At 67.5% G+C, this 24,113-nt stretch carries 18 protein-coding genes and 2 pseudogenes; 12 read left to right on the top strand and 8 right to left on the bottom strand.

The window, feature by feature from the left end; genetic code table 11:
• Positions 1 to 176 precede the first annotated feature (176 nt).
• Positions 177 to 6,149 (top strand): DUF4011 domain-containing protein, encoded by a 5,973-nt coding sequence (locus tag BIU99_RS00285; RefSeq protein ID WP_254773537.1) that lies wholly within the window; start codon positions 177 to 179, stop codon positions 6,147 to 6,149.
• A 96-nt stretch (positions 6,150 to 6,245) separates the two neighbouring features.
• On the opposite strand, the pseudogene BIU99_RS20380 reads toward BIU99_RS00285, so the two are convergent.
• Positions 6,246 to 6,953 (bottom strand): annotated as a pseudogene (locus BIU99_RS20380) (DUF4839 domain-containing protein); the annotation flags it as partial.
• A 6-nt stretch (positions 6,954 to 6,959) separates the two neighbouring features.
• Positions 6,960 to 7,760 (bottom strand): DUF2510 domain-containing protein, encoded by an 801-nt coding sequence (locus tag BIU99_RS00290; RefSeq protein WP_071258527.1) that lies wholly within the window; start codon positions 7,758 to 7,760, stop codon positions 6,960 to 6,962.
• A gap of 237 nt (positions 7,761 to 7,997) precedes the next feature.
• Between BIU99_RS00290 and BIU99_RS19575 the strand changes: the two genes are divergently transcribed.
• Complete coding sequence (locus BIU99_RS19575) at positions 7,998 to 8,513, top strand: hypothetical protein (protein WP_139205288.1); 516 nt, start codon at positions 7,998 to 8,000, stop codon at positions 8,511 to 8,513.
• 87 nt (positions 8,514 to 8,600) lie between these two features.
• Here BIU99_RS19575 and BIU99_RS20205 read toward each other — a convergent pair whose 3' ends face one another.
• Positions 8,601 to 9,077, bottom strand: a complete 477-nt coding sequence (locus BIU99_RS20205) for a VOC family protein (protein WP_254773553.1) — start codon at positions 9,075 to 9,077, stop codon at positions 8,601 to 8,603.
• Between the two features lie 21 nt (positions 9,078 to 9,098).
• Positions 9,099 to 9,962 (bottom strand): annotated as a pseudogene (locus BIU99_RS20210) (LysR family transcriptional regulator); the annotation flags it as partial.
• Positions 9,963 to 10,107: 145 nt separating this feature from the next.
• Between BIU99_RS20210 and tdh the strand changes: the two are divergent.
• On the top strand, positions 10,108 to 11,220 hold the full coding sequence (tdh, locus tag BIU99_RS00305; RefSeq protein WP_071258536.1) for an L-threonine 3-dehydrogenase: 1,113 nt from the start codon (positions 10,108 to 10,110) through the stop codon (positions 11,218 to 11,220).
• 49 nt (positions 11,221 to 11,269) lie between these two features.
• The gene (locus BIU99_RS00310; RefSeq protein WP_071258538.1) at positions 11,270 to 12,439 is read left to right on the top strand and encodes a glycine C-acetyltransferase; all 1,170 of its coding nucleotides are present in this window, start codon (positions 11,270 to 11,272) and stop codon (positions 12,437 to 12,439) included.
• Positions 12,440 to 12,448: 9 nt separating this feature from the next.
• On the opposite strand, the gene BIU99_RS00315 is transcribed toward BIU99_RS00310, so the two are convergent.
• Together BIU99_RS00315 and BIU99_RS00320 are read right to left on the bottom strand one after the other, a co-directional pair.
• The gene (locus BIU99_RS00315; protein WP_071258541.1) at positions 12,449 to 12,994 is read right to left on the bottom strand and encodes a GNAT family N-acetyltransferase; all 546 of its coding nucleotides are present in this window, start codon (positions 12,992 to 12,994) and stop codon (positions 12,449 to 12,451) included.
• Between the two features lie 14 nt (positions 12,995 to 13,008).
• Positions 13,009 to 13,191 (bottom strand): hypothetical protein, encoded by a 183-nt coding sequence (locus BIU99_RS00320; RefSeq protein ID WP_064296776.1) that lies wholly within the window; start codon positions 13,189 to 13,191, stop codon positions 13,009 to 13,011.
• Positions 13,192 to 13,488: 297 nt separating this feature from the next.
• Here BIU99_RS00320 and BIU99_RS00325 point away from each other — a divergent pair, with 297 nt between their 5' ends.
• The 6 genes from BIU99_RS00325 to BIU99_RS00350 all read left to right on the top strand — a co-directional run bounded on the left by BIU99_RS00325 (position 13,489) and on the right by BIU99_RS00350 (position 20,060).
• Positions 13,489 to 14,034 (top strand): hypothetical protein, encoded by a 546-nt coding sequence (locus BIU99_RS00325; protein ID WP_071258543.1) that lies wholly within the window; start codon positions 13,489 to 13,491, stop codon positions 14,032 to 14,034.
• 25 nt (positions 14,035 to 14,059) lie between these two features.
• Complete coding sequence (locus BIU99_RS00330) at positions 14,060 to 15,334, top strand: DUF6421 family protein (protein ID WP_083397097.1); 1,275 nt, start codon at positions 14,060 to 14,062, stop codon at positions 15,332 to 15,334.
• Positions 15,331 to 16,587 (top strand): ATP-grasp domain-containing protein, encoded by a 1,257-nt coding sequence (locus BIU99_RS19220; protein WP_139205289.1) that lies wholly within the window; start codon positions 15,331 to 15,333, stop codon positions 16,585 to 16,587. Before BIU99_RS00330 ends, BIU99_RS19220 begins: the two co-directional genes overlap by 4 nt.
• Positions 16,588 to 16,652: 65 nt before the next feature.
• On the top strand, positions 16,653 to 17,429 hold the full coding sequence (locus BIU99_RS00340) for an aminotransferase class IV (RefSeq protein WP_175484324.1): 777 nt from the start codon (positions 16,653 to 16,655) through the stop codon (positions 17,427 to 17,429).
• Complete coding sequence (locus BIU99_RS00345) at positions 17,419 to 18,798, top strand: acetyl-CoA carboxylase biotin carboxylase subunit family protein (RefSeq protein ID WP_064296772.1); 1,380 nt, start codon at positions 17,419 to 17,421, stop codon at positions 18,796 to 18,798. The genes BIU99_RS00340 and BIU99_RS00345 overlap by 11 nt, the downstream gene beginning before the upstream one ends.
• The gene (locus BIU99_RS00350) at positions 18,795 to 20,060 is read left to right on the top strand and encodes an MFS transporter (protein WP_071258545.1); all 1,266 of its coding nucleotides are present in this window, start codon (positions 18,795 to 18,797) and stop codon (positions 20,058 to 20,060) included. Before BIU99_RS00345 ends, BIU99_RS00350 begins: the two co-directional genes overlap by 4 nt.
• A gap of 65 nt (positions 20,061 to 20,125) precedes the next feature.
• Here BIU99_RS00350 and BIU99_RS00355 read toward each other — a convergent pair whose 3' ends face one another.
• Entirely contained in the window at positions 20,126 to 21,304 is a 1,179-nt protein-coding gene (locus tag BIU99_RS00355; protein ID WP_254773538.1) for a Fic family protein, read from the bottom strand.
• Between the two features lie 152 nt (positions 21,305 to 21,456).
• Here BIU99_RS00355 and BIU99_RS00360 point away from each other — a divergent pair, with 152 nt between their 5' ends.
• Together BIU99_RS00360 and BIU99_RS00365 are read left to right on the top strand one after the other, a co-directional pair.
• The gene (locus BIU99_RS00360; protein WP_071258549.1) at positions 21,457 to 22,266 is read left to right on the top strand and encodes a MerR family DNA-binding transcriptional regulator; all 810 of its coding nucleotides are present in this window, start codon (positions 21,457 to 21,459) and stop codon (positions 22,264 to 22,266) included.
• A 59-nt stretch (positions 22,267 to 22,325) separates the two neighbouring features.
• Positions 22,326 to 23,648 (top strand): GNAT family N-acetyltransferase, encoded by a 1,323-nt coding sequence (locus BIU99_RS00365; protein WP_064296768.1) that lies wholly within the window; start codon positions 22,326 to 22,328, stop codon positions 23,646 to 23,648.
• Between the two features lie 49 nt (positions 23,649 to 23,697).
• Here BIU99_RS00365 and BIU99_RS00370 read toward each other — a convergent pair whose 3' ends face one another.
• On the bottom strand, positions 23,698 to 24,075 hold the full coding sequence (locus tag BIU99_RS00370; protein WP_071258554.1) for a bleomycin resistance protein: 378 nt from the start codon (positions 24,073 to 24,075) through the stop codon (positions 23,698 to 23,700).
• Between the last annotated feature and the right edge of the window lie 38 nt (positions 24,076 to 24,113).

Here is a 24,113-nt window from a genome sequence, read left to right on the forward strand (position 1 = left end):
CTTCGACAGGCTCAGGGACCGGTGGGGTGGGCTCAAGGATCGAGCCGGATGCGTGGGGCGGGATGGCTGACGGTGGCGAAATGGGCCCTTCGACAGGCTCAGGGACCGGAGCGATTGCGTCGACAGGGTTGGCCGACGATCGCGAAGCGGACCCTCAGCAGAGCACCGAAGGTTCATTGTCCGAAGCCCCCGTCTCCATCCGCGTCAGCGCGACGCCGACGCTCAGCTACGCGATGGCGCACTGCAGCATCGCGGTGATCGACGAGGTCGTCCTCGAGAACCACGGCGGGGAACGCCGGGCGGCGTCCGTCGAGATCGACGTCTTCACCGCCGACGGCGCCCTCGCCGACACCAAGGTGCTCCTCGCCGACCTCGGCGAAGACCGCACCACCCTCCTCCGCAGCCCCGAGGTCCTCCTCGACCCACGCCGCATGCTCCTTGTCGAAGAACAGCGCCCCGGCGTCATCCGCGTCACTGTCCGCGACGCCGCCGGCACCCAGCTCGGCACCGTCGAGAGCTCCGTCACCGTGCTCGCGTCCAACCAGTGGATCGCCGCACCCGTGCAGCTCGGCCTCGAACTCCTCGCCGCCCACGTGCAGCCCAACGCCCTCGTCGTCAGTGAGCTCATGCTCGAAGTCTCCGACCTCCTCGAGAAACAGACCGGCAACAGCTCCCTCGCCACCTACCAACTCGACGACCCCGCCCGCATCGACGCCATCGTCGCCGCCGTGTGGGACGCCGCCCGCGCCCGCGACATCCGCTACGCCGAACCGCCCGCCAGCTGGGGTCAGAGCGGCCAGAAGGTCCGCACCCCCGAGGAAGTCCTCACCAGCCACCTCGGCACCTGCCTCGACACCACCATCCTGCTCGCGTCCGTCCTCGAAGCCATCGGCATCCACCCCCTGCTCTGGCTCCTCAAGGACCACATCTTCCTCGGCTACTGGCGTGTCCAGACCACCCTCGACGTCGTCGCCAGCACCGACGTCTCGGAAGCCGTCAACTCCCTCGAACTCGGCCGCATCGGCGTCGTCGAGACCACCATGCTCACCGGCACCTCCGCCACCTTCGCCGAGGCTTCCCGCCGGCCCCACACCGACCACCTCGCCGGCTCACTCGACGACTTCATCGGCATCACCGACGTCGTCCAGGCCCGCCTCCGCAAGATCTACCCACTGCCGAGCCGCCGCGTAGGCGCCGAGGGCGAACCCATCGTCACCCTCTACCAGGCACCCGAAGCCCGCGCCCTCACGCAGGACGCCCCGGCCACCGCCGAATCCGCCGCCGCGGGCCACGGCCCCGACGTCCCGAAACGCGTCTCCACCTGGAAGAACGCCCTCCTCGACCTCAGCCTCCGCAACAAGCTCATCAACTACACCGACCGTTCCGGCTTCGAGCTCGCCGTCCCCGGCCCGGCCCTCGGCCGCCTCGAGGACAGCATCAACCACGGCACCCCGCTCACCCTCGTCGCCTCCGACAGCGTCGCGACGATCGACCAGCAGCGCGGCATCCGCTTCGGCCGCGACCTTGACGAAAGCGACCGCATCACCTTCCTCGAGGACAAGAAAAGCGCCTTCATCGACGTCACCGAAGCCGCCTACCCGACGAAGCTCCGCGCCCTCGCCTACAAGGCGAAGACGATCGTCGAGGAGACCGGCGCCAACAACCTCTACCTCGCGTTCGGCATGCTGAGCTGGCGCTTCGGCGACCGCGACCTCCGCTCGCCCCTCGTGCTCGTGCCCGTCACGCTCACGACCACGAGCCGCGGCTCCTCCTACCGCCTCACCCTCGACGAGTCGGGCTCCTCCACCCCCAACTACTGCCTGCTCGAGAAGCTGCGGCTGAGCTTCGGCCTCGAGATCCCGGGGCTCGCCAACCCCGTCGAGGACGGCTCCGGCATCGACCTCCCGGCCGCGTTCACCGCGGTGCGTCAGGCGATCCTCGATGCCGGCCTCCCGTTCCGCGTGGAGGAGACGGCGTCGCTGTCGATCCTCCAGTTCGCGAAGTACCGGCTGTGGAAGGACCTCGACGAGAACTGGGAGACCCTCGCCAGCAACAGCCTCGTCGACCACCTCATCAACTCGCCGCTCGAGGCCTACGCCGACCCGACGCCCGCACAGACCGACACCGACCTCGACCGCCTCGGCCTCGACTGCCCGGTCGCCGCCGACTCCTCGCAGCTCGACGCCGTCGCCGAGGCGGTCGCCGGCCGCACCTTCGTGCTCGAAGGCCCTCCCGGCACCGGCAAGTCGCAGACCATCACCAACCTCCTCGCCCGCTCGCTCGCCGAGGGCAAGAAGGTCCTCTTCGTCGCCGAGAAGCGTGCGGCGCTCAACGTCGTCAAGCAGCGACTCGAAGACGTCGGACTCGGCGCGTTCTCGCTCGACCTCCACGACAAGGGTGCGCGGCCAAACGTCGTCCGCGCGCAGATCAAGACCGGCCTCGACCTCCGCACCAAGGCCGACGTCGACGCGCTGAGCACCAACCGCGAGCTGTCCGAGTCCGGCCTCCGCACCCTCACCCGCTACGCCGACCGCCTCCACGAGGTCAACGCCGCCGGCTTCTCCCTGTACTCCGCACGGAGTCGCCTGCTCGCGATGGACCACGACCTCGTCCCGATGGCGATCCCCGAGCAGCTCGTCGCCGCCGGCACGCCCGAGGCCTTCGAGGAGCTGCGGCAGGTGTTCCGCGACCTCCCCGAGCGTTCCGACCTCGCCCGCCCGAGCACGACCCACCCGTGGGCGTTCCTCGACGGTCCGTCGGCTCCCGGGCTCGACGCCGCGACCGTGCAGCATGCTGGCCGAGCGCTGGACGCAGCTCTGGCGACGACGCTCGACGCCGGCCTCCCGATGGACGCCCTGCGTCTCGCGACGCGCCCCGACCTCCTCGGCCTCTGGTCGACCGCGGTCGCCGCACCACGCCTGCCGATCGGCGCGCTCATGGCCGGGACTCGGCCTCAGGACTTCGTCCGGCTCGACGACGCCCTCGCCGCCGCCGAACAGCTCCGCGACGCCCAGGCCGAGTGGCGCTCGACCTTCACGCCCACCATCCTCGATCGCGACATCGCCGGCCCCCTCCACGCCGCTGAGCAGGCCGCGGCGTCGAGCTTCTTCGGTCGCAAGAAGCGGCTCCGGGCAGCGCTCGCCCAGCTGAGTGACGTCCTCGCCGTCGACGCGACCTCGTTCAAGGTCAAGCAGCTTGTCCCGCAGCTCACCGAGGCGAAGGCGGCGCAGGATCGTCTCGTCCAGCTCCGCGGCACGCTCCGCTCGACCGCTCTGCCGCTCGTCGGCGACCGTTGGAACCCGCTCGTCGAGCCGACCCAGCCCGTCCGCGAACTGCTCGGCTGGTACCGCTGGCTGTCGGAGGGCTTCCGGCTCCCCGGCACGCCCGATGACGCGTTCATCACCGCGGTCCGCGACCACTACGCCACGACCCAGCCGTCGCAGCAGGCGGCCCAGGCGCTGACGACGCTCGCGAGCACCTGGAGCGACTTCCTGCGCACCGCGGCCGTCAGCACCGAGCGCCTGTCGGCGTGGTCGGGTGGCGAGGGCTTCCTGCAGGCCTGGTGGTCGACGCGCGATGCACGCCGTCTCGATGCGGCCGAGCCCGTCGTCCTGGAACGCTGGCTCGACCTCGTGCGGGTCATCGAACCACTCCGCACCCACGGACTCGACGACGTCCGCGCCGCGATCCTCGCCGGTCGCATCGAGACCGAGGACGCGACACTCGCCTTCGAGAAGGGCCTCGCGCAGGCGTCGATCGACGAGCGCGAGCGCACCACCACGCTCGACGCCTTCGACGCCACCGCCCACAACCGCAGCGTCACCCGCTTCACCACGAGCGTGAAGGCCGTGCGCGAGGAGCTGCCGCGGGCGATCCCGGCGTCGGTGCTCGGGCTGCGGACCTTCAGCTCCCAGTCGGAGAGCGGTCAGGTCGGCGGGCTGCGTCGCCAGATCGACCGCCAGCGCGGCGGCATGAGCGTCCGCGCGCTGCTCGAGAACTTCGGCGAGCTCATCACGCAGATCATGCCGTGCACGCTCGCGAGCCCGGAGTCGGTCGCGCGGTTCTTCCCGGCGGCTGCCGAGCTGTTCGACATCGTCGTGTTCGACGAGGCGTCGCAGATCCGCGTCGCCGACGCGATCGGGGCGATGGGGCGTTCTCGCTCGGTCGTGGTCGTGGGCGACAGCAAGCAGATGCCGCCGACGACGTTCGCCGAGGCCGGCGCGACGATCGACGACGACGCCGACTACACGAGCGAGGTGCTACAGGACGAGGAGTCGATCCTCTCCGAGTGCGTGCAGGCGCGGGTGCCGAGCAAGTGGCTGTCGTGGCACTACCGCAGCCAGGACGAGTCGCTCATCGCGTTCTCGAACCACCACTACTACGACAGCCAGTTGTCGTCGTTCCCGGCGCCGTTCGCGGGTGCGGGCGACGGTGGGGTCGCGGGTCACGGGCTGGCGTTCGTGCGACTCGACGGGCAGTTCGAGCGGGGCGGCCGCGGCAAGTCGTTGCGGACCAACCCGGTGGAGGCGCAGGCGATCGTCGAGGAGATCTCGCGCCGCTTCGAAGCATCGCCGGAGGAGACGCCGTCGCTCGGGGTCATCACCTTCAACGCGCAGCAGCGGACGCTGATCGAGGATCTGCTGCGCGACAGCGCCGACCCGCGGATCGCGCTGGCGCTCGACGAGCAGGACGGGCTGTTCGTCAAGAACCTGGAGAACGTGCAGGGCGACGAGCGCGACACGATCCTGTTCTCGATCGCGTTCAGTGCGAACGAGAAGGGCGTGATCCCGTTGAACTTCGGGCCGCTCACGCGCGCTGGCGGAGAGCGACGGTTGAACGTCGCGGTGACGAGGGCGCGGCGACAGGTGGTGTTGTTCGCGAGCTTCGACCCCTCGGAGCTGCGGGCCGAGCAGACCTCGTCGATCGGCATCAAGCACCTGAAGGCGTATCTCGAGCTGGCGCAGCGCGGGAGCGAGGCCGCGGGTGAGGATGGTCGTCGTCAGGCGATCATCGACCGCCACCGCGACGAGATCGCCGACGAACTCCGGTACGCCGGGCACGCGGTGCGGACGGATGTCGGGCTGTCGGACTTCCGCGTCGACATCGGCATCGCGACGGAGGCGGAGCCGGACCGACCGCTGGTGGCGGTGCTGCTCGACGGGGCGTCGTGGCGTGAGCGTCGGACGGTCGCAGACCGCGACGGACTGCCGGTCGAGGTGCTGAGCGGCCTGATGCGGTGGCCGGGCGTCGAGCGCGTGTGGTTGCCGGAGTGGTTGCACCACCGCGAGGAGGTGCTGGACCGGCTGGTCGCGGCGGTGGAGGCTGCTGCCGAGCGGGTGGCTGCGGGGAGTGCAGCGGCGGAAGCGTCGGCTGGTGCGGAGTCGGATGCGGCCGATGCGTCGGCTACCGATGATGCGGACGTCACTGGCGAGGATTCGGATGCGCCCGCGGCCGCTCGCAGCGCCCGAGTGCGGGAGTGGTCGGAGCGGCTGGCGTCACTGGAGACCCTGTCGGAGTTCCGCGACCGCAAGGTCGGTTCGGCGCAGTCCCTCGAGGCGGTGCCGGTGGCGGACCCCTCCGCGCGCCACCCGGAGTTGTCCGAGTATCAGCCCTGGGATGCACCCACGCTGGGCGGGATCGAGGTGCTCGATCGCTTGCCGGGGCGTCAGTCGGTCGTCGCGGTGCAGGGTGCGATCCGTGCTGCGGTTGAGGCCGAGGGGCCGATCCATGTGACGCGTCTGGCGAAGCTGGTCGCGGGTGCGTTCGGTCTCGACCGGGTGGCGGGTTCGCGGGCGAAGTCGATCCTCGACAAGGTCCCGGCCGAGTTGCTGGGTCGCTCCGACGAGCCGTTCGCCTGGCCGACGTCGATCGACCTACTCACGTGGCGCGGTGCGCGTCAGTCGTCGGCCGAAGCGGCTCGTGCGATCGAGCACATCTCCCTGGTGGAGATCGCGAACGCGATGGCGATCGCAGCGGAGGAGTCCGCCGGCCTCTCGCCCGACGAACTCCGTCGCGAGACCCTCACCATCTTCGGTGGCAAGCGCGTCACCGCCGCGATCGGAGCCCGCCTCGATGAGGCCCTCGAGTTCGGGCTGGTGTCCGGGCGCCTGGCACGGAGTGGCGAGGCGATCGTCACTTCGGCAACGTGAGAGAGCTTCCTGGAACAGTCCTTCTTTGTTCGGAGGCCGAGATAGCGGCGGGAGCTGCCCGCTATTGGACGGTCCCACCTCCTGTCGGATACGAACGGATGTCGGATCGAGGGTGAACAGGAGACTCTCCGCTTCGAATGCGCCAACGCGCGCAGTTATGCGAATGTTGTCACCGACGCGTACGGAATCTCGAGTCTTATCCTGAAGATGAAGGTCTGCGGCGCTCACGTCCCGAAGCTGGAAGTTCGGTCCGCCGTAGGAGTGAGTTTCGCTGTAGTCGCCGTACGCGACGAGGATGTCGTAGCGGGTCGTGTAGTCGCCATGGGCACTTATGGCCGCGATGCTCCCGTCGAACTCGATCAGTTGACCCCTGTGGTTGGCTGCAAACGCCTCGACCGATTGTCCTTGGTCTGAGCCACTCAGTAGCAGGGCGAGCTCCTCGTTCGCTTCCGCAGTGAGAGGCCATTCCGTGTCGGCGGCACCTGTGGGTGTTGCCGTTGGGACAGGTTCGGTCGTCTCAGCCGCTCGCGCTGGCGCCTCTGCCTGTTTCGAATCACTGCCTTCCAAAGTCGCGCCCACGGCGATGATCCCTCCGAGCGCGAGGGTCAGTGCTCCGGCGATGAGGATGGTGCGTCGCTGCAGCCTCGGCTTCGGGCGACGGAATGTCAGCTGTGTTTGCAGTGGCCCCTGACGCCGATCGAGTGTTTCCCAGCCGTCTGACTCCCATTTCTGGATAGTTCTTATCTCGGAACCGCGGATCGCGCGGACAGTTCTCTGTTCGTATTTGGTGTCTTCGGCAGACATGTCGACTCAGACCGCCCGAGTACCGATGTCGCGCAGCACTGCGGCTGACGCGCGGACGCCGTCCATCGCGCCCTGGATTGTGGCCGGGTCGCCGCCCGAGACCGCGGTCGTCAGCGTGTCGAGGTTGGTCTGCAGGCCGACGAGGGCGGGCGTCCATTCAGCGGCGATCGACGGCGGCGCGTCGAGCGATTCCAGCTGACCGAGGTTGAAGCTGATCTCGGCCGTGTTCGAGATCAACCGCCACGTGCCGCCCTCGGCCAGCGTGGTGACCATGTCGTCGAGGTCCTTGTCGATGTCCGCGGTGTGCTTGCTCGCGCCCGCCTGGAACGCGGCGACATCGACCACGGCCGGTGCAGCGGGCTCGGCAATGGGCTCGACCGTCGCGGTCGGAACCGGTGTCGGAGTTGCTGTCGGCGTCTGCGTTGCAGTCTGCGCGACGGCGACCGACTCGGTCCGTCCGCCGTTGATCGCGTTCGAGACGCCACCGACGAGCAGGAGCGAACCGACGACAGCGCCAGCGATGATCCAACCCTTCGCCTTGCCGCTCATGCCGGACGTGGTGCGTGGCTGTGACGCGTATGGCGACGGAACCGGTGCGGCGGCGGCGAACGCGGGCGGTGCGGTCTTCTGCAGCTGGAGCGGCTGGCTGACGAGCGGAGTGGTCGCCGCCTGCTGCGGAGGCATGACTGCGGCGGGCGCGGTGTGGGTGGTCCATGCGGCACCGTCCCAGTAGCGCTGCTGTGTCGGGTCCGAGTAGTCGGGGTACCAGCCGGCGGGCGTGGCAGAGGGCGGGGTGGTCGAGCTCATGGGAACGGTCCTTGCATCGGGTCAACGCGACCCGCAGCGGCATCGGATCATCGACGGCAGGTGACGGACCCGCGAACCGGGCCAAGCACAGTCTGGCGGGGGAGGGGCGGGGGTCATCAGTCCCAGAATGGGTCACGCGCCCGAGTTGTGGGAGGGTAGCGCAAGGTGGATCGACGAGCCCGGTATCCGCGGCCAGCATCGACCATTCCGACTTGACCGATGGAGAGTGACCTCCGCATGTCTGAACCGTCACCTGAAACGGATTCCGGGGGAGACCCACCCGCGCCGCTGAAGTTCACGCAAACGACGGCGGGACGGTTTCTGATCGCGTGCTCGATCATCGCGGCGATCGGCGCGATCGTCGTCGTCAGCGTTGTTGTCGGCGGATCGCATCCTCCAGCAGCCGTGCAATTGGAGAGCCAATCGTCGGTGCCGTCGCCGCCAGCCGACGCTCCTTCGATGCAGGCTGCAGATGATCCGATAGAACAAGCACGCGAGGTGGTTGGCGGCTCGTACTCCTACGAACGAGTGCAGCAGGCGACTGCCGCGGCGCTTGTCGCAACCGGTACGCCGGTAACGACCGACAACTTCTCTAGAGCCTGGAGTTCGGTCCTCGCTGTCACCGACAAGCTCGGTATCGAGCCGATGGATGTCATGTTGTGCGTGCCAGAGCTCGCTTCCTCCGAATCGGGCCTCACCTTTCCAGAGGTCGCTGCGCTCTGTGCCAGTGAGATCTATCTCGGCAAGAGGTGACGGGAGGCAACGATGGTCCTCCCGAGTGAACAAAAAATCCCCCAAGTGCGCTTCAACGAGAGGCGTGGGGGATGTGGTGGGTGAAGGCTAGCATTCAGGCGCTGACGGTGGGGCGGCGGCGTTGAGGCTGTGCAGAGCGTTGAGACCAGGACCCGCAACCACCTCCACCTTGAACCCCGCCTCGTTCTCGAGCCAGCCCGCGTAGTGCTGCTCGCCACCGGCGTGCGGATAGCGATCCTGATACAACGGCCGCCAGCCATGCTCAGGACCGGCCGCCATGATCGCGTCGACAGCCTCCCGCGTGCCGCCGCGGAACGCGAGATGATTCACGCCCGGCCGTCGCCGATCGTGCGACTCCGCACTGAGGTTCGGCGACGCCGTCAGCGTGACGTAGGTGTCGCCGGCCTCCCAGGACTCGCCGCCCGGCCACTCGCTCTCCGCGACGAACCCGACACGGGACAGCAGCCAGGCCCAGCCCGCACGTTCCGCCTCCACGTCCGCGAGCCACACCTCGACGTGGTGCAGCCCGGGGCCGACCGGTGCCGACGGACGCGCCCGCTGCAGCGCATCAGCTCCGTCCTGCAATCGCTCCAGCGTCCTCGCCACCGCGACCCGCGCGAGCGCATGCGGTCGCGCGAGCACGTCGATGTTGCGCGCGATCCGCACGTCCGCGAGCGGCACCAGCACCAGCCGCGGGTCGGCCCGCGGCGCCGTGTACCTCGGGAACAACGCCAGCAGCTGCCCGCCCACGATGAGCGACGCCGCCAGGTGGTAGTCGTTCACCCGATGCGCGCGATGGAACCGCACGCCCGCCGTCGCCTCGACCACCCCGAGCGCGACATCCGGCGCGAAGCCCGCGTGCGCTGCGATCCACGACTCGTCCGCGAGCTCGACAGCAGACACCGACGGCCGACCCGCGAGCGGATGGTCCACCGACATCGCCACGTCGAACGGCTCGCTCAACAGCGTCGTCACCGACAGTTGCTCCGAAGCCCACGGCTCGTCGTGGTCCATCCGGTGCGCGACGACGAGGTCGTACTGGTCGACGAGCTCGGCGAACTCGGGTTGCGCGACATCGTGCTCGCCGAACACCAATGCCGGTCCGCCATCGGTGTCCTCCAGCAACCCGGGCAGCAACGCCTGTCCGGCACTCTGGAACGCCGCCACCCGCACCCGCGCGCCCGCGTCGTCACCGTACTCACGCACCGTCTCGGCCGCGCGGTCGATCAGCGTGTGCACCGTCCCCGCCATCTCGGCCAGCGCCATCCCGGCCTCGGTCAGGCGGATCTCGCGCCCCACCCGATACGTCAGCGCGACGCCAAGCTCACGATGCAGCGCGGCCAGCTGCTGCGAGATCGCCGGCGCCGTCACATGCAGGTGCCGTGCGACGGCCGCGATCGTGCCGCGCTCGGCCAGTTCGCGCATGATCCGCATCTGAGAGAGATTCATCAGCTCAAGCTAACTGGTCACGTGGAAACCCTCAATATTCATGACGGATCGATCTGACTACGTTGGTCACCAGGACAGCGCAAAGACGCCCGTCCGCGTCAGCCGATACCACCGGCCGCCGCCGCTCCCGCAGGAAGGAACGCCGTTGCTCGCCCTCTGGAAACGACCCGACACCGCCGGTTTCGAACTCATCGAGCGTGCTATGCCGGCCATGGGCTCCGACGACGTTCTCATCCGCGTCCACCGCACCGGCATCTGCGGCACCGACCTCCACATCGAGTCGTGGGACCCTTGGGCGGCCGGCGCGGTGGACGCCCCGCTCGTCCCCGGCCACGAGTTCTCCGGCGAAGTCGTCGAGGTCGGCAGCCGCGTCGAGGGGATCCCGGTCGGCGCAGCGGTCTCCGGCGAGGGGCACCTCGTCTGCGGAACGTGCCGCAACTGCCGCTCGGGCCGCCGTCACCTCTGCCGTCACACCCGCGGCCTCGGCGTCAACCTCGACGGCGCCTTCGCCGAGTACGTCGTCCTGCCGGCCACCAACGTCTGGGTTCACGGCGACCAGGTCACCCCCGACCTCGGTGCCCTGTTCGACCCCCTCGGCAACGCCGTCCACACGGCCCTCAGCTTCCCGATCCTCGGTGAGGACGTCCTCATCACCGGCTGCGGCCCCATCGGTCTCATGGCCATCGCCGTCTGCCGGGTCGCCGGGGCGCGCAACATCGTCGCGACCGACGTCGTCGCCGACCGCCTCGAGAAGGCGCTCGCCGTGGGCGCCGACCGCGTGGTCGACGTCTCGAAGGAGCGGGTCGCCGACGCCCAGGCCGAGCTCGGCATGCTCGAGGGCTTCGACATCGGCCTCGAGATGTCCGGACAGGCCGCCGCCGCGAGCGAGCTCATCGAGAACCTCAACACCGGCGGCAAGGTCGCCCTCCTCGGTCTCCCCTCGACCAACATCGAGATCGATTGGACCAAGGTCATCACCCGCATGATCACCATCAAGGGCATCTACGGCCGCGAGATGTTCGACACCTGGCACCACGCGAGCGCCATGGTCGACCACAGCCCAGAGCTCCGCAACGCCCTCGAGTCACTCGTCACCGCCCGCTTCCCGCTCGCCTCCTGGCAGGACGCGTTCGACACCGCGCGCGGGGGAGCGGCCGGCAAGGTGCTCATCGACTGGACCGACATCCGCGACGTCGTCATCACCGGCCTCGTCGACGAACAGGCGCCGGTCGCCGCCCACGCCGCGACCGCCGCCTGAGCGACCACCACCCCCAGCTCAACCGCCCACTCGATCCCGAGGAGACGACATGTACGGCATCATCAAGAACCAACTGCGCGACCAGCTCGACGCCATCGAAGCGGACGACCTCACCAAGCGCGAGTTCGCGATCACGTCCCGCCAGGGCAGCCACGTGACGATCGACGGTCGGGAGGTGCGGAACTTCTGCGCCAACAACTACCTCGGCCTCGCCAACGAGCCCTCGATCGTCGATGCGGCCAAGCTGGCGCTCGACGAGTGGGGCTACGGGCTCGCGAGCGTCCGCTTCATCTGCGGCACGCAGCAGATCCACCGCGACCTCGAGCAGGAGCTGAGCGCCTTCCTCGGCACGGAGGACACCATCCTGTTCTCCTCCTGCTTCGACGCGAACGGGGCCGTCTTCGGTGCGCTGTTCGGGGAGCACGACGCGATCATCTCCGACGCGCTCAACCACGCGTCGCTCATCGACGGCATCCGCCTGAGCAAGGCCCGTCGCCTGCGCTATCGCAACCGCAACATGGCGGACCTCGAGCAGCAGCTCATGAACGCCGCCGACGCGCGCCGCACCGTGATCGTCACCGACGGCGTGTTCTCGATGGACGGCTTCTACGCCCCGCTCGACGAGATCTGCGACCTCGCCGACCGCTACGGCGCGCTCGTCCTCGTCGACGACTCGCACGCCGTCGGCTTCGTCGGCCCGGGCGGTCGCGGGACGCCCGAGCTGTTCGGCGTGCAGGACCGGGTCGACATCCTCACCGGCACCCTCGGCAAGGCGCTCGGTGGTGCGTCGGGCGGGTATGTGAGCGCGAAGCAGGAGATCGTCGACGTGCTGCGGCAGTCGGGCCGGCCGTACCTGTTCTCGAACAGCCTGGCGCCGTCGCTCGTCGCCGGGGCACGTCGAGCCGTGGAGCTCGCGGCGGAGGGTGACGAGTTGCGCGAGGGACTGTTCCGCAAGGCGGACCTGTTCCGTGCTCGCATGACCGAGGAGGGCTTTCGGCTGCTGGACGGCTCGCACCCGATCATCCCGGTGATGTTCGACGACGAGCAGCAGGCGGCCCAGGTCGCGGCGCGGATGCTGGAGCAGGGCATCTACGTGATCCCGTTCAGCTTCCCGGTGGTGCCCCGCGGTGAGGCTCGCATCCGCGTGCAGATCAGTGCCGCGCACAGCGAGCAGGACATCGAGGACTGCGTCGCCGCGTTCGTGGCGGCGCGGGGGTAGGTGCGGCGGCTACTCGGCGGGGTGATCGGCGTCGCTGAGGGCGGCCGTCGATCGAAGTCGCATGCTCAGCACGTGCCGCACCGACCCGTCTGCGCCGAGGTCGTCGTCCACGCGCCGCATGCCGATCTTGTCCGCCACGCGCGACGACGCCCGGTTGTCGGGGTGGACGATCGCGACGAGCTCTGACGAGTCCGTGTGCTCCTGGGCGAAGTCCCGACTGGCGGCGGCGGCCTCGGTCGCGAACCCTCGACCCTGCCAGGCGGCGCTCACGTGGTACCCGACCTCAAGCTTCAGCTCGCAGTTGACCCGCTGCCACGTCAGGCCGCAGTCACCGACGAAGTCCCCGTCGTGGGTCTCGATGATCCAGAGCCCGAGGCCGTACTGGGCGTCGTTGTCCTCGTTCCAGGCGATCCACGCTGCGGCCTGCTCGCGGTTCTTCGGTGACGGGTAGATCCCCATGACCGCAGGATCGCCGAGGAGCTTCGCCATGTTGTCGAGGTCCGCCGGCGTCATGCGCCGGAACCGCAGGTGCTCTGTGCCGTGGGGAAGTGGCATCGGTTGCGCGACCTCTACTGCGGCAGGCCGCGTCCTGCGGCGGCTCGGCGCTCGGCCTGTGTCTCCGCGTGGTGCTTCCGGAGCGCGGAGAGGACCGCGGTCCGGATGATGAAGATCCACAGCAGCACGAACAGGATGAAGCCGAGGAGCCAGGCAGTGACGGAGAAGATGGTGAATGCGGTGGGATCGATGTTCACGCGTGAAGGCTACCGGTTGGCCGAAGACCGCGAGGTCCGCTGAGCGGTGCTGAGGTCACTCACCGACGGCCTTGCCCGGGACCTCGCGCAAGTGTCGCCGTCTTCGGGCCTCACCCCGAGGTGGAGGTGAAACGGCAACAGTCGCCTGTTAACCCTCTGATACTTGATATATGTTATTCGCCCACCTTATGCTCGATCTTGCTGGCTCCGAGCACTCTGGATGCCATCTCGCATCGTGCCGGGGAGCCTCCGTAGAGCAGACACCCCAATGCACGAGTCCAACAACGGGGGAAGTACGTGGATCCGCAGTATCTCGGCACGATCAGTCGCATTCATACCTTGGGCCCGGAGGGCTCGAATCTCGAGGCGGCTGCGCGGAGATGGCTGAGCGATCATCAGGTGACGGGCCGAGTGGAGCTTCACAGCAGTGTGGAGCGAGCGGTCCAGGCGCTCGAAGATGCGTCGCAAGCGGTCATGGCTTGCGCTGCCTACCCGGCTCTCCATGACCTCGTGTTCAGCAACCTTGGGGAGCTGACGATCATCGACACGTTTCTCATGCCGACGCACTCGATGGTCCTCGCGCGCACCGATGCGACTGAAGGTGCGGTCATTTCCACCTGCGCGGCTCACCCCGCACCGCGAGCACTCGTTCCAGGTGCGGTCAGGTGGATCTCGAGCAGCAGCAACTCGCAAGCAGCAGCCGATTGCGCGGCCGGACTCGCCGACTCGTGTATCACCACACAAGCGGCGGCTGACCGCTTCGGGCTGACGACACTCATCGACCATGGCCCTGTCGACATGGCTTTCACCTTGCACGCTCACCCGTCTATCCGCACGCGCTGACGGCCGACCAAAGAAGAGGACCAACATGCTCGAAACCAATATGGAGAACTTGATCCGGCCTGCCAACGCGGCCACAGCGGACGTTCTTCGCGACCAGGTGGTGCCCCTCATCGATGCGTTTCGACTGCGTCAAACTGCCCTGGGGGTCATCCCTGATCCGACCGATTCGGACCGAGAGCTACTGACTCGTATCCGAGATCAAGTCGTTGCAGTGTTCGGGGACATTGGTCGGGACGTTCAGGCGCAAGCCTTCGCGGACGACATTGCCGATTGGCTCGATAGAGGACTCGACGAAAAGCCATATTTCGACCGATCGCGTGATGCCTTCTCCCGTGTCGGCGACGGCGAAGCTGCCCTCTTCGTCGGCGTCACTCGCGCAACGAACAGCACGACACCCTCCGGTGTCCGACTTGAGCTGTTCTTCATCCAGCGCCATCAGTCCAGGCTGCTGGCTGAGGTGGAATCGACCTACCCGCACGACCACGACGTGCACATGGACGTGATCCTGCTCGCTGGTTCCGAGGGGTTCACGCTCGGTAACTGCCTCGTCTTCTTTCCAGAGAGTGTCGCCGCGCACCGACCGATCGAGCGTCAGTCCTACGCGGTCTTCTTCTTCAGCAAGTTCTTCGACATCCACCGCACGATCGCGGCCGCAAATGCCGGCCTCCTGCTGGACGATCCCAACCGCTTCTCGAGCTCAGCCCGACTCGACGAGTACCTCTGCTTTCAAGTGCGAAGTCTGTGGGGGTATCTGCACGACCGTGCACACTTCTCGGGCCCGTGGTCCATGGCCGATAACGCGGTGCTGAAGATGCACTGGTTCATCGGGGTGATTGAAGAGATCAAGGTTGACGTCAAGCTGCTCCTGATGGCGCGTGAAGGTGACGTTCCGTACTTCGACGAGCTCTTCAGCATGATCTTGCTTGAACGGGTGTTCCGCTATCCACTGGAGCCTCACCCCGAGCGAAACTTCGATGCGGGCACTGGCATCTTCCTGTTCTCATACCTCCAGGATCGCGGAGCTCTGGAGATCCGCGGTGGGGTGATCGGTATCGACCAAGGCGGCGCGGTCGAGGCATTGCGTGCGTTGGTCGTGGACATTGAAGCCCTGGAACGTGACTCATTGACGCCTGACGAGTACCGCTGGAACGCGACCCAGATGGTGCGCCGGTACCTCGTCGAAAGTACTGTCGCGGGTGACAAGTATGCGCTGACCGACGAACAGCGCATTCTTCGCCGTCACGTCGAACATTTCGATGCCGTACCCCCGTTGGACTTCAGCAGAACACCCTCCGCGTGACCGGGGAGCATCAACCGGAAGTGGCCGTCGTCGTTCATCCACGACGACGCTTCGACGGATTCATCTCGAGTGCGCAGAAGCTCGGATGCCGCGTGGTCGTGATTCCTCGCGAAGACGAGTCCTCCGATTGGGATCTCGCAGAACAGAGGACGAATGTCGTGATCGCGCACTGGTCGGGCCCGATCGGAGGAACAGAGTTCGTCGAGTTCTTGAGTGATGTCATCGGTCGGTTTCGCGCATCCGGCATTTTCGGCATGCATGAGGCCTCGCTACCGGCGGTGAGTCTTGCAGCAGCGATGCATCAGCTGCCCGGACTGTCGGTTCGTGTCATCTCACGCCTGCGAGACAAAGGGGCTATGCGGTCGGCTTTGGTGCGTAGTGGACTACCAAGCCCGAGATACTGTTCGGGGCCCGTAGGTGAAGCGTTGCTCGCCGAAGCCAAGTCACTCGACCTGCCGGTGGTCGTCAAACCATCGAACGGGTTCTCGAGTACAGGGGTCGAGCTTGTGGTCGATCACGATGAGCTTGCTCATGCGATTGTCCGGTCGGCCGCCGCGATGACCGATCTCGGTCCGTCGACCGAGGTGGTCGTCGAGGAGTTCATCGCAGGGCCGGAGTTCGCGGTCGAAGCCATGACCTTCGCCGGAGCAAGCCGCATCCTGTCCATCGGATACAAAGGACAGCCCCAGGGTCCGTTCTTCGAGGAGTCGATCTACCAGATCCCGTCAGGCCTGGACCTGAAACGCGAGAACGACATCCGCCGAGTCGTTCTGGAGGCACACCGAGCGCTTGATATTGACAGTGGTCCGACGCACACCGAGCTCCGTCTCGATGCGGACGGCACCCCTCACATCTTGGAGATCGGCGCCCGCATCGGCGGTTCAGGTGTCTCTGCCGCCCTCGTGAGCGCCGCGACCGGGATCGACTTCTTCGCGGAGGTACTCGCTGCCGCTACCGGGCGGCGCCCGAGCGTGTTCGATCACGAGACGACCTCGGTGGTGCAAGCAGCCGGTAACTACATCGTGCCCTGTCGCGGCAGCGGCGTGATCCAGGAGATTCGAGGACTCGATATGGTGAGCCAGCGATCAGCCGTTCTCGACATCGTCCAAATGATGTGGCCCGGCGAAGTCATCCTCCCCTACCCTGCCTTCAGTGGGTACCCGGCCTTCGTTCTTTCTGCACACGCGGATCTCGGTGAGCTGCGGGACTTCCACCATCAGCTCGACGCAGACATCTCGGTCGTGTACGCATGATGGCTCGGAAGCAATTGTGGGTGGATGGCCGGATTCTCCCCGCGGAGCATGCCACGGCTTCGGTGATGTCCCACGCCCTCCATTACGCGGGGGCGGTCTATGAGGGCATTCGCGTCTACGGCGGCCGGGCCTTCGAGCTTGACCGTCACGTCTCGCGTCTCGTCGCTTCCGCTGAGCACCTCGGATTCGGCTTGCCGCTCGACGGGCGACGGATCTGCCTCGAGATCGAGAGCTATCTCGCAGTGCTCGACGTGAGCGACTGCTACCTCCGGATCATCGCTTGGCGCGGAGAGGCGCTGGGGCTCGGCGGAGAGGGGGCGCCCGTCCATCTCGCATTCGCTGCGGCGGTGTGGCCCGCTCCGTTCGCCACCCGAGACGGCATCGACCTCAGCTGGTCGCAGTGGCGGAGGCCAGCTCCGGACACTGTTCCGGTTCTGGCCAAGTGCTCGACGGTCTACACGATCGGCACACTTGCCGCACAGGAAGCGCGCCAGGCGGGTGCCGACGACGCGCTGTTCACGACGCATGACGGCCGGCTTGCGGATGTCACGGGAGCGAACGTCTTCCTGGTCTTCGGCTCCACGTTGGTGACGCCAATCGCAGACACGTTTCTCGGAGGTATCACGAGACGCACGATCCTGAACGGTGCTGAGTCCTTGAGTCTGCGAACGGAAGAACGCCATGTCCGGCCGAGTGAGGTGTTCGAGGCGGATGAGGCTTTCGTCTGTGGCACTGCGTACGAGGTCGTCCCGGTCCGGAGCGTGGATTGGCGCGTGCTGCCGAAGACAGACATAGGACGGACTGTGCAGCAGTGGTACTTGGAGACGGTTCATGGCCGATAGCTCGAACGACCGCACCCGCGACGTCGCCGGTTCACGGCTCTTGATGATCGGGCTCGACTGGCCGGCGGTCGATACTGCAGCGGCCCTCGGCGTCGAGACGGTGGTCATCTGCTCACGAGCCAGTGCGCGAGCTGGGCTTCGTGAGCTTGGAGACTTGCCAGTCCTGCTGGTCGAGGACCACAGTCGACTCGACGATTGTCTCGCCGCTCTGATGCTCGCCGGCTCGCGTCCCGAGCAGTTCGACGGTGTATACACGACGGACGAGTTCGCGCTCGGCGCCTGCAACGCGCTCGCCGCGCTTGCCGACACGTCGCGGCTCACCCGCTCGGGTGATGTCTCGGTCTTCCGGGACAAGCGCGTGCAGAAGAGCGCGGTCCAGGCAGTGGGGATCCCGACCGCCGCCCATTGGCCGATTCCAGATGTGCGGACGTTCGACGCCGGTTCAGTACCCTGGCCTGGCTCGTACGTGTTGAAGCCGGCATCGCGCGCAGGGACGATGCACACCGCGATCGTCCGGAATGAGCCCGAGCTCCGTGCGGCATTGATCGCCCTCGGCGAGTCCGACGCCGGCGACAAGGACTTCCTCCTCGAATCGTGCGTCGACGTCGCGAAGGAGTGGGTGGTCGACGGGATCGTCTTCGACGGTCGCATCGAGTTCCTCTCGATGAGTCACTACGGTGCTCCGCCGCTGCAATCGCTTAGCGCCGGTGCGCCGATGACGATGGTGAAGCTCGACCCGGCACAAGCGCCTGACGTGTACAGGGACGTGTCGCCGATGGCTGAGTCGGTGTTGTCCGCCCTCGGCGCATGGCGCGGGGCATTCCACATGGAGATTTTCTGGTCGCCGACCGATGGCTACGTCTTCGGTGAGTGCGCCCTCCGGCGTGGAGGTGCCTTCACCTTCGAGCAGCTGCTCCTGAAGTACGGCTTCTCGATCGTCGAGGCAGCTATCCGCTGCGCGCTCGGGCGACAAGCGCAGCAGCCGACCGCGACGCGTTCCGGCATCGTCGGCACGACGCAGTTGCTGACGCCGGAGGGCACGATCCTGACGGTTCCGACGCTCGACGAGGTCCACCGCCAGAGCGGCGTCGAGTTCGCCCGGTACTTCCTCGCCCCCGGATCGGTCCTGCGGCACGGAGTCGCCCACGGAACGCACATCCGTACCGCTGAGGCACTCATCACCGCGCCGGATCTCGCCCAGTTCGACGAGCGGGTCCGCCTGCTCCAGGCTTGGTTCGCTGAGCAGGTCGACGTGGCACCACCAGCGTCCGATGCCGCCGGGCTTCGGGCCTGGCAGCGAGCGCACTTCTCCGACGCGATGCCATCGGAGGCGACGTTCGGTCTTGATGCCGGGCCAGGTGCGGGATGACCTCGCTGCTGCACGGGCTGCGCGCCGGCTGGCGTCTTCCGAACGATCTCAGTGACGGGGATCGGCGGACGGTCGTCGCCATGCTGTCCAACGGACTTACGAAAGCCCTGGCACGCGGAGGATTCGTGGCGCTGTCGGTCATCTACCTGACGAGTGGGCTGCGCATCGATGAGCAGACGGTCGCGGTCGCGGTCTTCATCGCAGGGGCCTTCGGGCTTGCCGGGTCGCTCGTTGGTGGGTTCGTCGCCGACCACCTCAGCCCGAAGGCGGTCACCGTCGGTTCGTCGTGCGGTGTCGCAGTCGGGTACGGCGCGCTCGTGTTCTGTGGCGACGGGCTGGTGGCTGTCATCGCGTTCAGCGTGGTGGCTGCATTCGACCGGAGTTCCGCGGCGACCCTCGCGACCTGGATCGGTCAGCGACTGCCGACCGCGGCCGCGACGAGGTGTCGCGCTCTGATGCGTGCGGTCGGCAATCTCGGCATCGCGATCGGAGCCGCGCTCGCTGCGGTGGTCCTCGTACTTCCCGCGCCGATTCCATATGCCGCAGCGTTCCTTGCGATGGCGGTAGCTGAGGTGGGAGGCATCCTGCTGCTGCTGCGCGCCCCTCGGCCGAAGCCGGTCGACGTCCGACAGGTCGGGGAAGGATCGCCGCTGTCAGTGTTCGCCAACCAAGGATTCACGGTCTTCGTCCTCGGGATCGCCGCGCTGTCTTCGTTCTACCTGATCCTGGACTTCCTGCTGCCGCTGTGGGTGTCGGCCGGAACTGAGGATCGCTACGTGCTCATCCCCGTCGCAATCATCGTCAACACCGTCCTGGTCGTCCTGCTGCAGGTCCCGATCTCTTGCCTCGCCGACACACCCTCACGGTCGGGTCGTGCGCTCGCTCTCGCGGGCGGACTGCTGTTCGGCTCGACAGCGTTGTTCGCAGCCTCGACGCTGCTCCCTGACCTGCCGGGCGCCGCACTGTTCTGCGGGGCTGTCGTCGTCCTCACCCTGGCCGAGCTGTTGACGTCGGCTGCCGGGTGGACCCTGAGCTACGCCTACGCGCCGCCGCATCGGATCGGCGCCTACCAGGGCGTCTTCGGCTTCGGAACGTCGCTCGGGGTCATGGTCGCGCCGGTTGTTCTCACCGCGATCGTCATCCGGCCATCGGTCGGAGAGACCGCGGTCGGATGGCTGATCCTCGGAGGTGCGTACGCGATGACCGGCGGTCTGCTGTGGGTTGCGGTGTCGCGCCGGTTCCAGGCGACGAGGTGCAGCTGATGGAGCCTGGATTCACATTTCCGCTCAGGCCCGTCCGATCCTGAGATCGATGTCCGCCCAGGGCGTCAACCGCGCCGCATGCTGCGCGCAGCGAACCCGTCGAGGGCGGCGAGCACCGGAGGCGCAGTCCAGAGACGGTTCCGCTGTCGCGACGAGCCGACCGTGAGGATGCCACGGTCGACGAGGGTGTCGAGGGTGTTGAAGACCGTGCGATCTGAGGCGTCGAGATGTTCGCGCACGAGCCGACTGTTCATCACCGGATGTTCCATTGCCAGTGCCGTGATGCGATGCGCGGCCGAATCGGCGCGGACGTCGCGCAAGGCCTCCTGCCATGCCGTCCGGATGGTCTCGATCTCCTCCACCAGCGTCCGGCCGTTGGCGATCGCGAGGAACGCACCATCGGCGAACACGCGGACGATCGGCTCGACGTCGCCCTGCCGATAGTTGGTGAGTGCAGCGAAGTAGTCGTCACGCTGCTGCAGGATGCCGGCTGAGATGGGCACAGTGACCCCGCTGGTCAGCCCGACTCGCCGGAGAGCGGCCTGCACCAGCGCTCGACCGGTGCGCCCATTGCCGTCGGGGAACGGGTGGATGGTCTCGAATTGCGCGTGAGCGACGGCGATCGCAGCGAGCGGGAGGGGTGCCGGTCGGAGGGAGTAGGTGATGAAGTCGTCCATCGCCGCTGCGACACGGTCATGGTGCGGCGGAACGAAGTCTGCTTCATGCGGGCTGTAGTTGCCGCCCCCGATCCAGATCTGTTCGTCGCGATACCGGCCGGGGATCTCCGGTGCCGATGTGCCGAGAAGCTGCTCCTGCATGGCGATGATCGTCGTGTTGGAGAGCTCGTCCGATGCCGCGAGTGCCGCCTCCAGCGCTCGGACATTGGCGACGATGAGCGGCGCGTTCCCGGTGTCGCGCTCATCCAACTCGGCCTCGGCGATCGCCTTCGCGCTGCTCGTCAGGTTCTCGATCTGCGAGCTCGACGCCGATTCGCTCCGCAGCAGGATCGACGAGAAAGGTGCGGTGATGTGACCGACCTCGCTGTCGAAACGGATGATCCGCTCCTGCGCTTCGCCCAGCAGCTCCACGAGATCGTCCGACAGACGGATGTCGAGATCGGCGATCTGTGGCGGGACCGCGGCGTCGTATGGCTGTGCGAGGAGTAGTCGCTGGCGCTTCGGCAACGCGTCGGGGGCGATGCGCGACTGCCAGGGCCGCTGCTCATACGCGACGGCTGTCGTCATCATCCCCTCCTGAATCGGCCCAAGTTGCAGTCACGAGGGCTCTTAGTGAAGTTTAGGCGCTTATCCTTCACTAAGGAACCTGTTAGGCGCAACTTCAAGGCCGCTCGGACCGGAGTTGACCCTCCCGTAGGGGGAGACGGGATGCTTGAAGCATGTTGCACATCGGAGAGTTCGCAGGCATGACCGGGTTGAGCGTGAAGGCGCTCCGCCACTACGACGAGAAGGGCGTGCTGGTTCCAGCCGAGGTCGATTCCGACTCCGGCTACCGCCGCTACGGCGAGGAGCAGGTGCGTTCCGGCGTGATCGTGAAGGCACTCCGCGACGCCGGCGTGCCCCTCGCCGCGGTGGGTGTGACCGTCGCCGGCGCGGATCCGTCGACCGCGATCGACGTGCACCACCGCCTCGTCCTGGAGCAGCGGGAGCAGGAGGACCACGCCTTCGCGCAGGCCCGCGCGGTCGTCGCGTCGCTCGCGGCACCGGTCGAGATCGTCGAACGCTCGCTCCCTCCCCAGCCCTACGTCGGCCGGGTGCTCACCGTGCCGCGCGGCGACGAGGACTCGGTGACCGATGACGACGCGAACGAGCAGTTCTCGCAGCTCTACGTCGCCGTGCAGGAGGCCGGCGTCGGGCCGACGGGGCCGTTCTGGACCGCGCTCCGACCGGGTGAGCAGGGAGCGGTCGAGATCGTCTGCTGCTGGCCGACCTCGTCGCAGCTCGAACCGACGTGGGGTGGTGACGAGACCACGGTCGGCGTGCTGCCCGAGCGGACCGAACTCGCTGCGGTCTGGCGACCCGAACCGGGCGTCGAGCTTCCGGAGGGATCGACGCACCCCGCGGTGGTCGCCCTGTTCGATGCGATCGCGGAGCGGGGGATCACGATGCCGACTACCGAGCTCCGGCAGCGGGTGCTGGGCCAGACCGCCGACGAGTACACGGTCGAGGTGTCGATCACCCTGCCGTGAGGTCGCGGTCCCAACGCGCTTCCCGGAGACGTGTCAGGCCGGGTCGTTAGGGTGGACTCGTGGCCAACAGCAAAGATTTCGACGCCCGTTACGAGCTCCGTGAGTTCCCGTTCGCGAACGGGGCCGACGGCGAACCGACGCCCGAGAGCCTCGCGGCGCTCGACGCCATCGGGTTCGGCTTCCACGAGCCCACCCCGAAGCCGGAGGCGCGCAAGCGCAAGGTGAACGACCTCATCGCCGACGAAGCGGTGCTGCTCGGCGCCTACGTCCGCAAGCCGCAGCCCGGTTCGGTCGACGAGACCTGGCCCGCCGGCACCTTCTCCTGGTTCCCGAAGGCGCTCAGCTGGGGCGACGGCACCAGCATCGACACGCAGGCGATCTCCGACGTCACGGTCCGCCCGACCGAACGCCGCCGCGGCATCCTGCGCCGCATGATGACGCAGGCTCTGGAGCGCGGCGTCGCCGACGGCTATGCGATCGCGGCCCTCACCGCCAGCGAGGGCACGATCTACCGTCGCTTCGGGTTCGGCTCCGCGATCCGTGAGCGCAACGTCGTCGTGAAGCGCGCGAAGGCGCTGCCGTTCCTCGCGCCGACGAGCGGCATCGTGTCCGTCGTCACGCCCGAGTACCTGGTCGACGGCGTCGCGCGTCAGGTGTTCGACCGCTTCGACGAGCGCTCGATCGGGTCCATGGTCCGCAACACCGGATCCTGGCCGTTGGTCCTCGGCACGCTGGGTCGCGACGGTGAACCGGCGAAGGACACCCGCGCCGCCGTGCACCGTCCCGCTGACGGCGAGGAGGTCGACGGCTATGTCACGTGGCGCATGGTCGAGCAGCCCGGCGGTCAGACCGGCATCGAGATCATCGACCTCGTCTACGCGACCGACGCGGCCTACCTCTCCCTGTGGGAGTTCCTGCTCTCCATCGACCTCAACGACGTCGTGAAGTACAACCGTGCCAGGCTCGACGACCCGATCGTCTCGGCCCTCGGCGACAACCGCGCGTACGACATCGAGCACGAAGAGGACCACGTGTGGCTGCGCGTCCTCGACCTCCCGGCCGTCTTCGCCTCGCGTCCGTTCGCGGTCGACGGCACGTTGACGATCGCCGTCACCGACGCGCTCGGCTACGCGGCGGGCACCTTCCGCCTCGAGGTGACCGGTGGCCGCGGCACGGCTACGAAGCTGAGCGACGAGACCGACGCTGCCGGCGCCGACCTCGCGCTCGACGTGGCCGACCTCGGTTCGCTCCTGCTCGGCGCGGTCTCCCCGGTGTCGCTCGCCGCAGCCGGGGTGCTGCAGGCGGCCGACCCAGCAGCGCCGCTCCTGCTGCGATCGATGCTCCAGACGCCGCGCGCGCCGCACGGAATCACCTTCTTCTAGGCCTTTCCGAACAGCGAACGGCGATCGGCGGACGTCGTGCCGTCGCCGATCAGCCGCGCTGCTCGATGAGGGTGAGTTGCGTGCCGTCGGGGTCGATGAGGAATCCGGCGCGGAGTCCCCAATCCTGCATCCGGACCGGGTGCAGGCGAGGCGCCCCGACGGTCGCCTCGACGACTCCCGATCGTTGGATGGCGTCGTAGAGCTCGTCGACGTCGGCCACGCGCAGGCAGCACATGAAGCTGCTCGACGCCGGGTCGAGGTCGGGTGCCGGGAAGAACTCGAGCTGCAGACCACCGCGGACGAGGATCAGCCAGCCCTCGTCTCGGAACGTGCGCTCGAACCCGAACGCCGAGTAGAACGTCTCCGTCGCGTCGAAGCTGCGGGACGGCAGGTTCGGTGTCGCGCGGTCGTGTCGGGTCGAGGTCATGGAGTCGATGATCGCAGCGCGTCGGACGGCTGGGAAGG

Source organism: Plantibacter sp. MMLR14_011 (genome assembly GCF_001865025.1).
Lineage (GTDB): Bacteria > Actinomycetota > Actinomycetes > Actinomycetales > Microbacteriaceae > Plantibacter > Plantibacter flavus_A.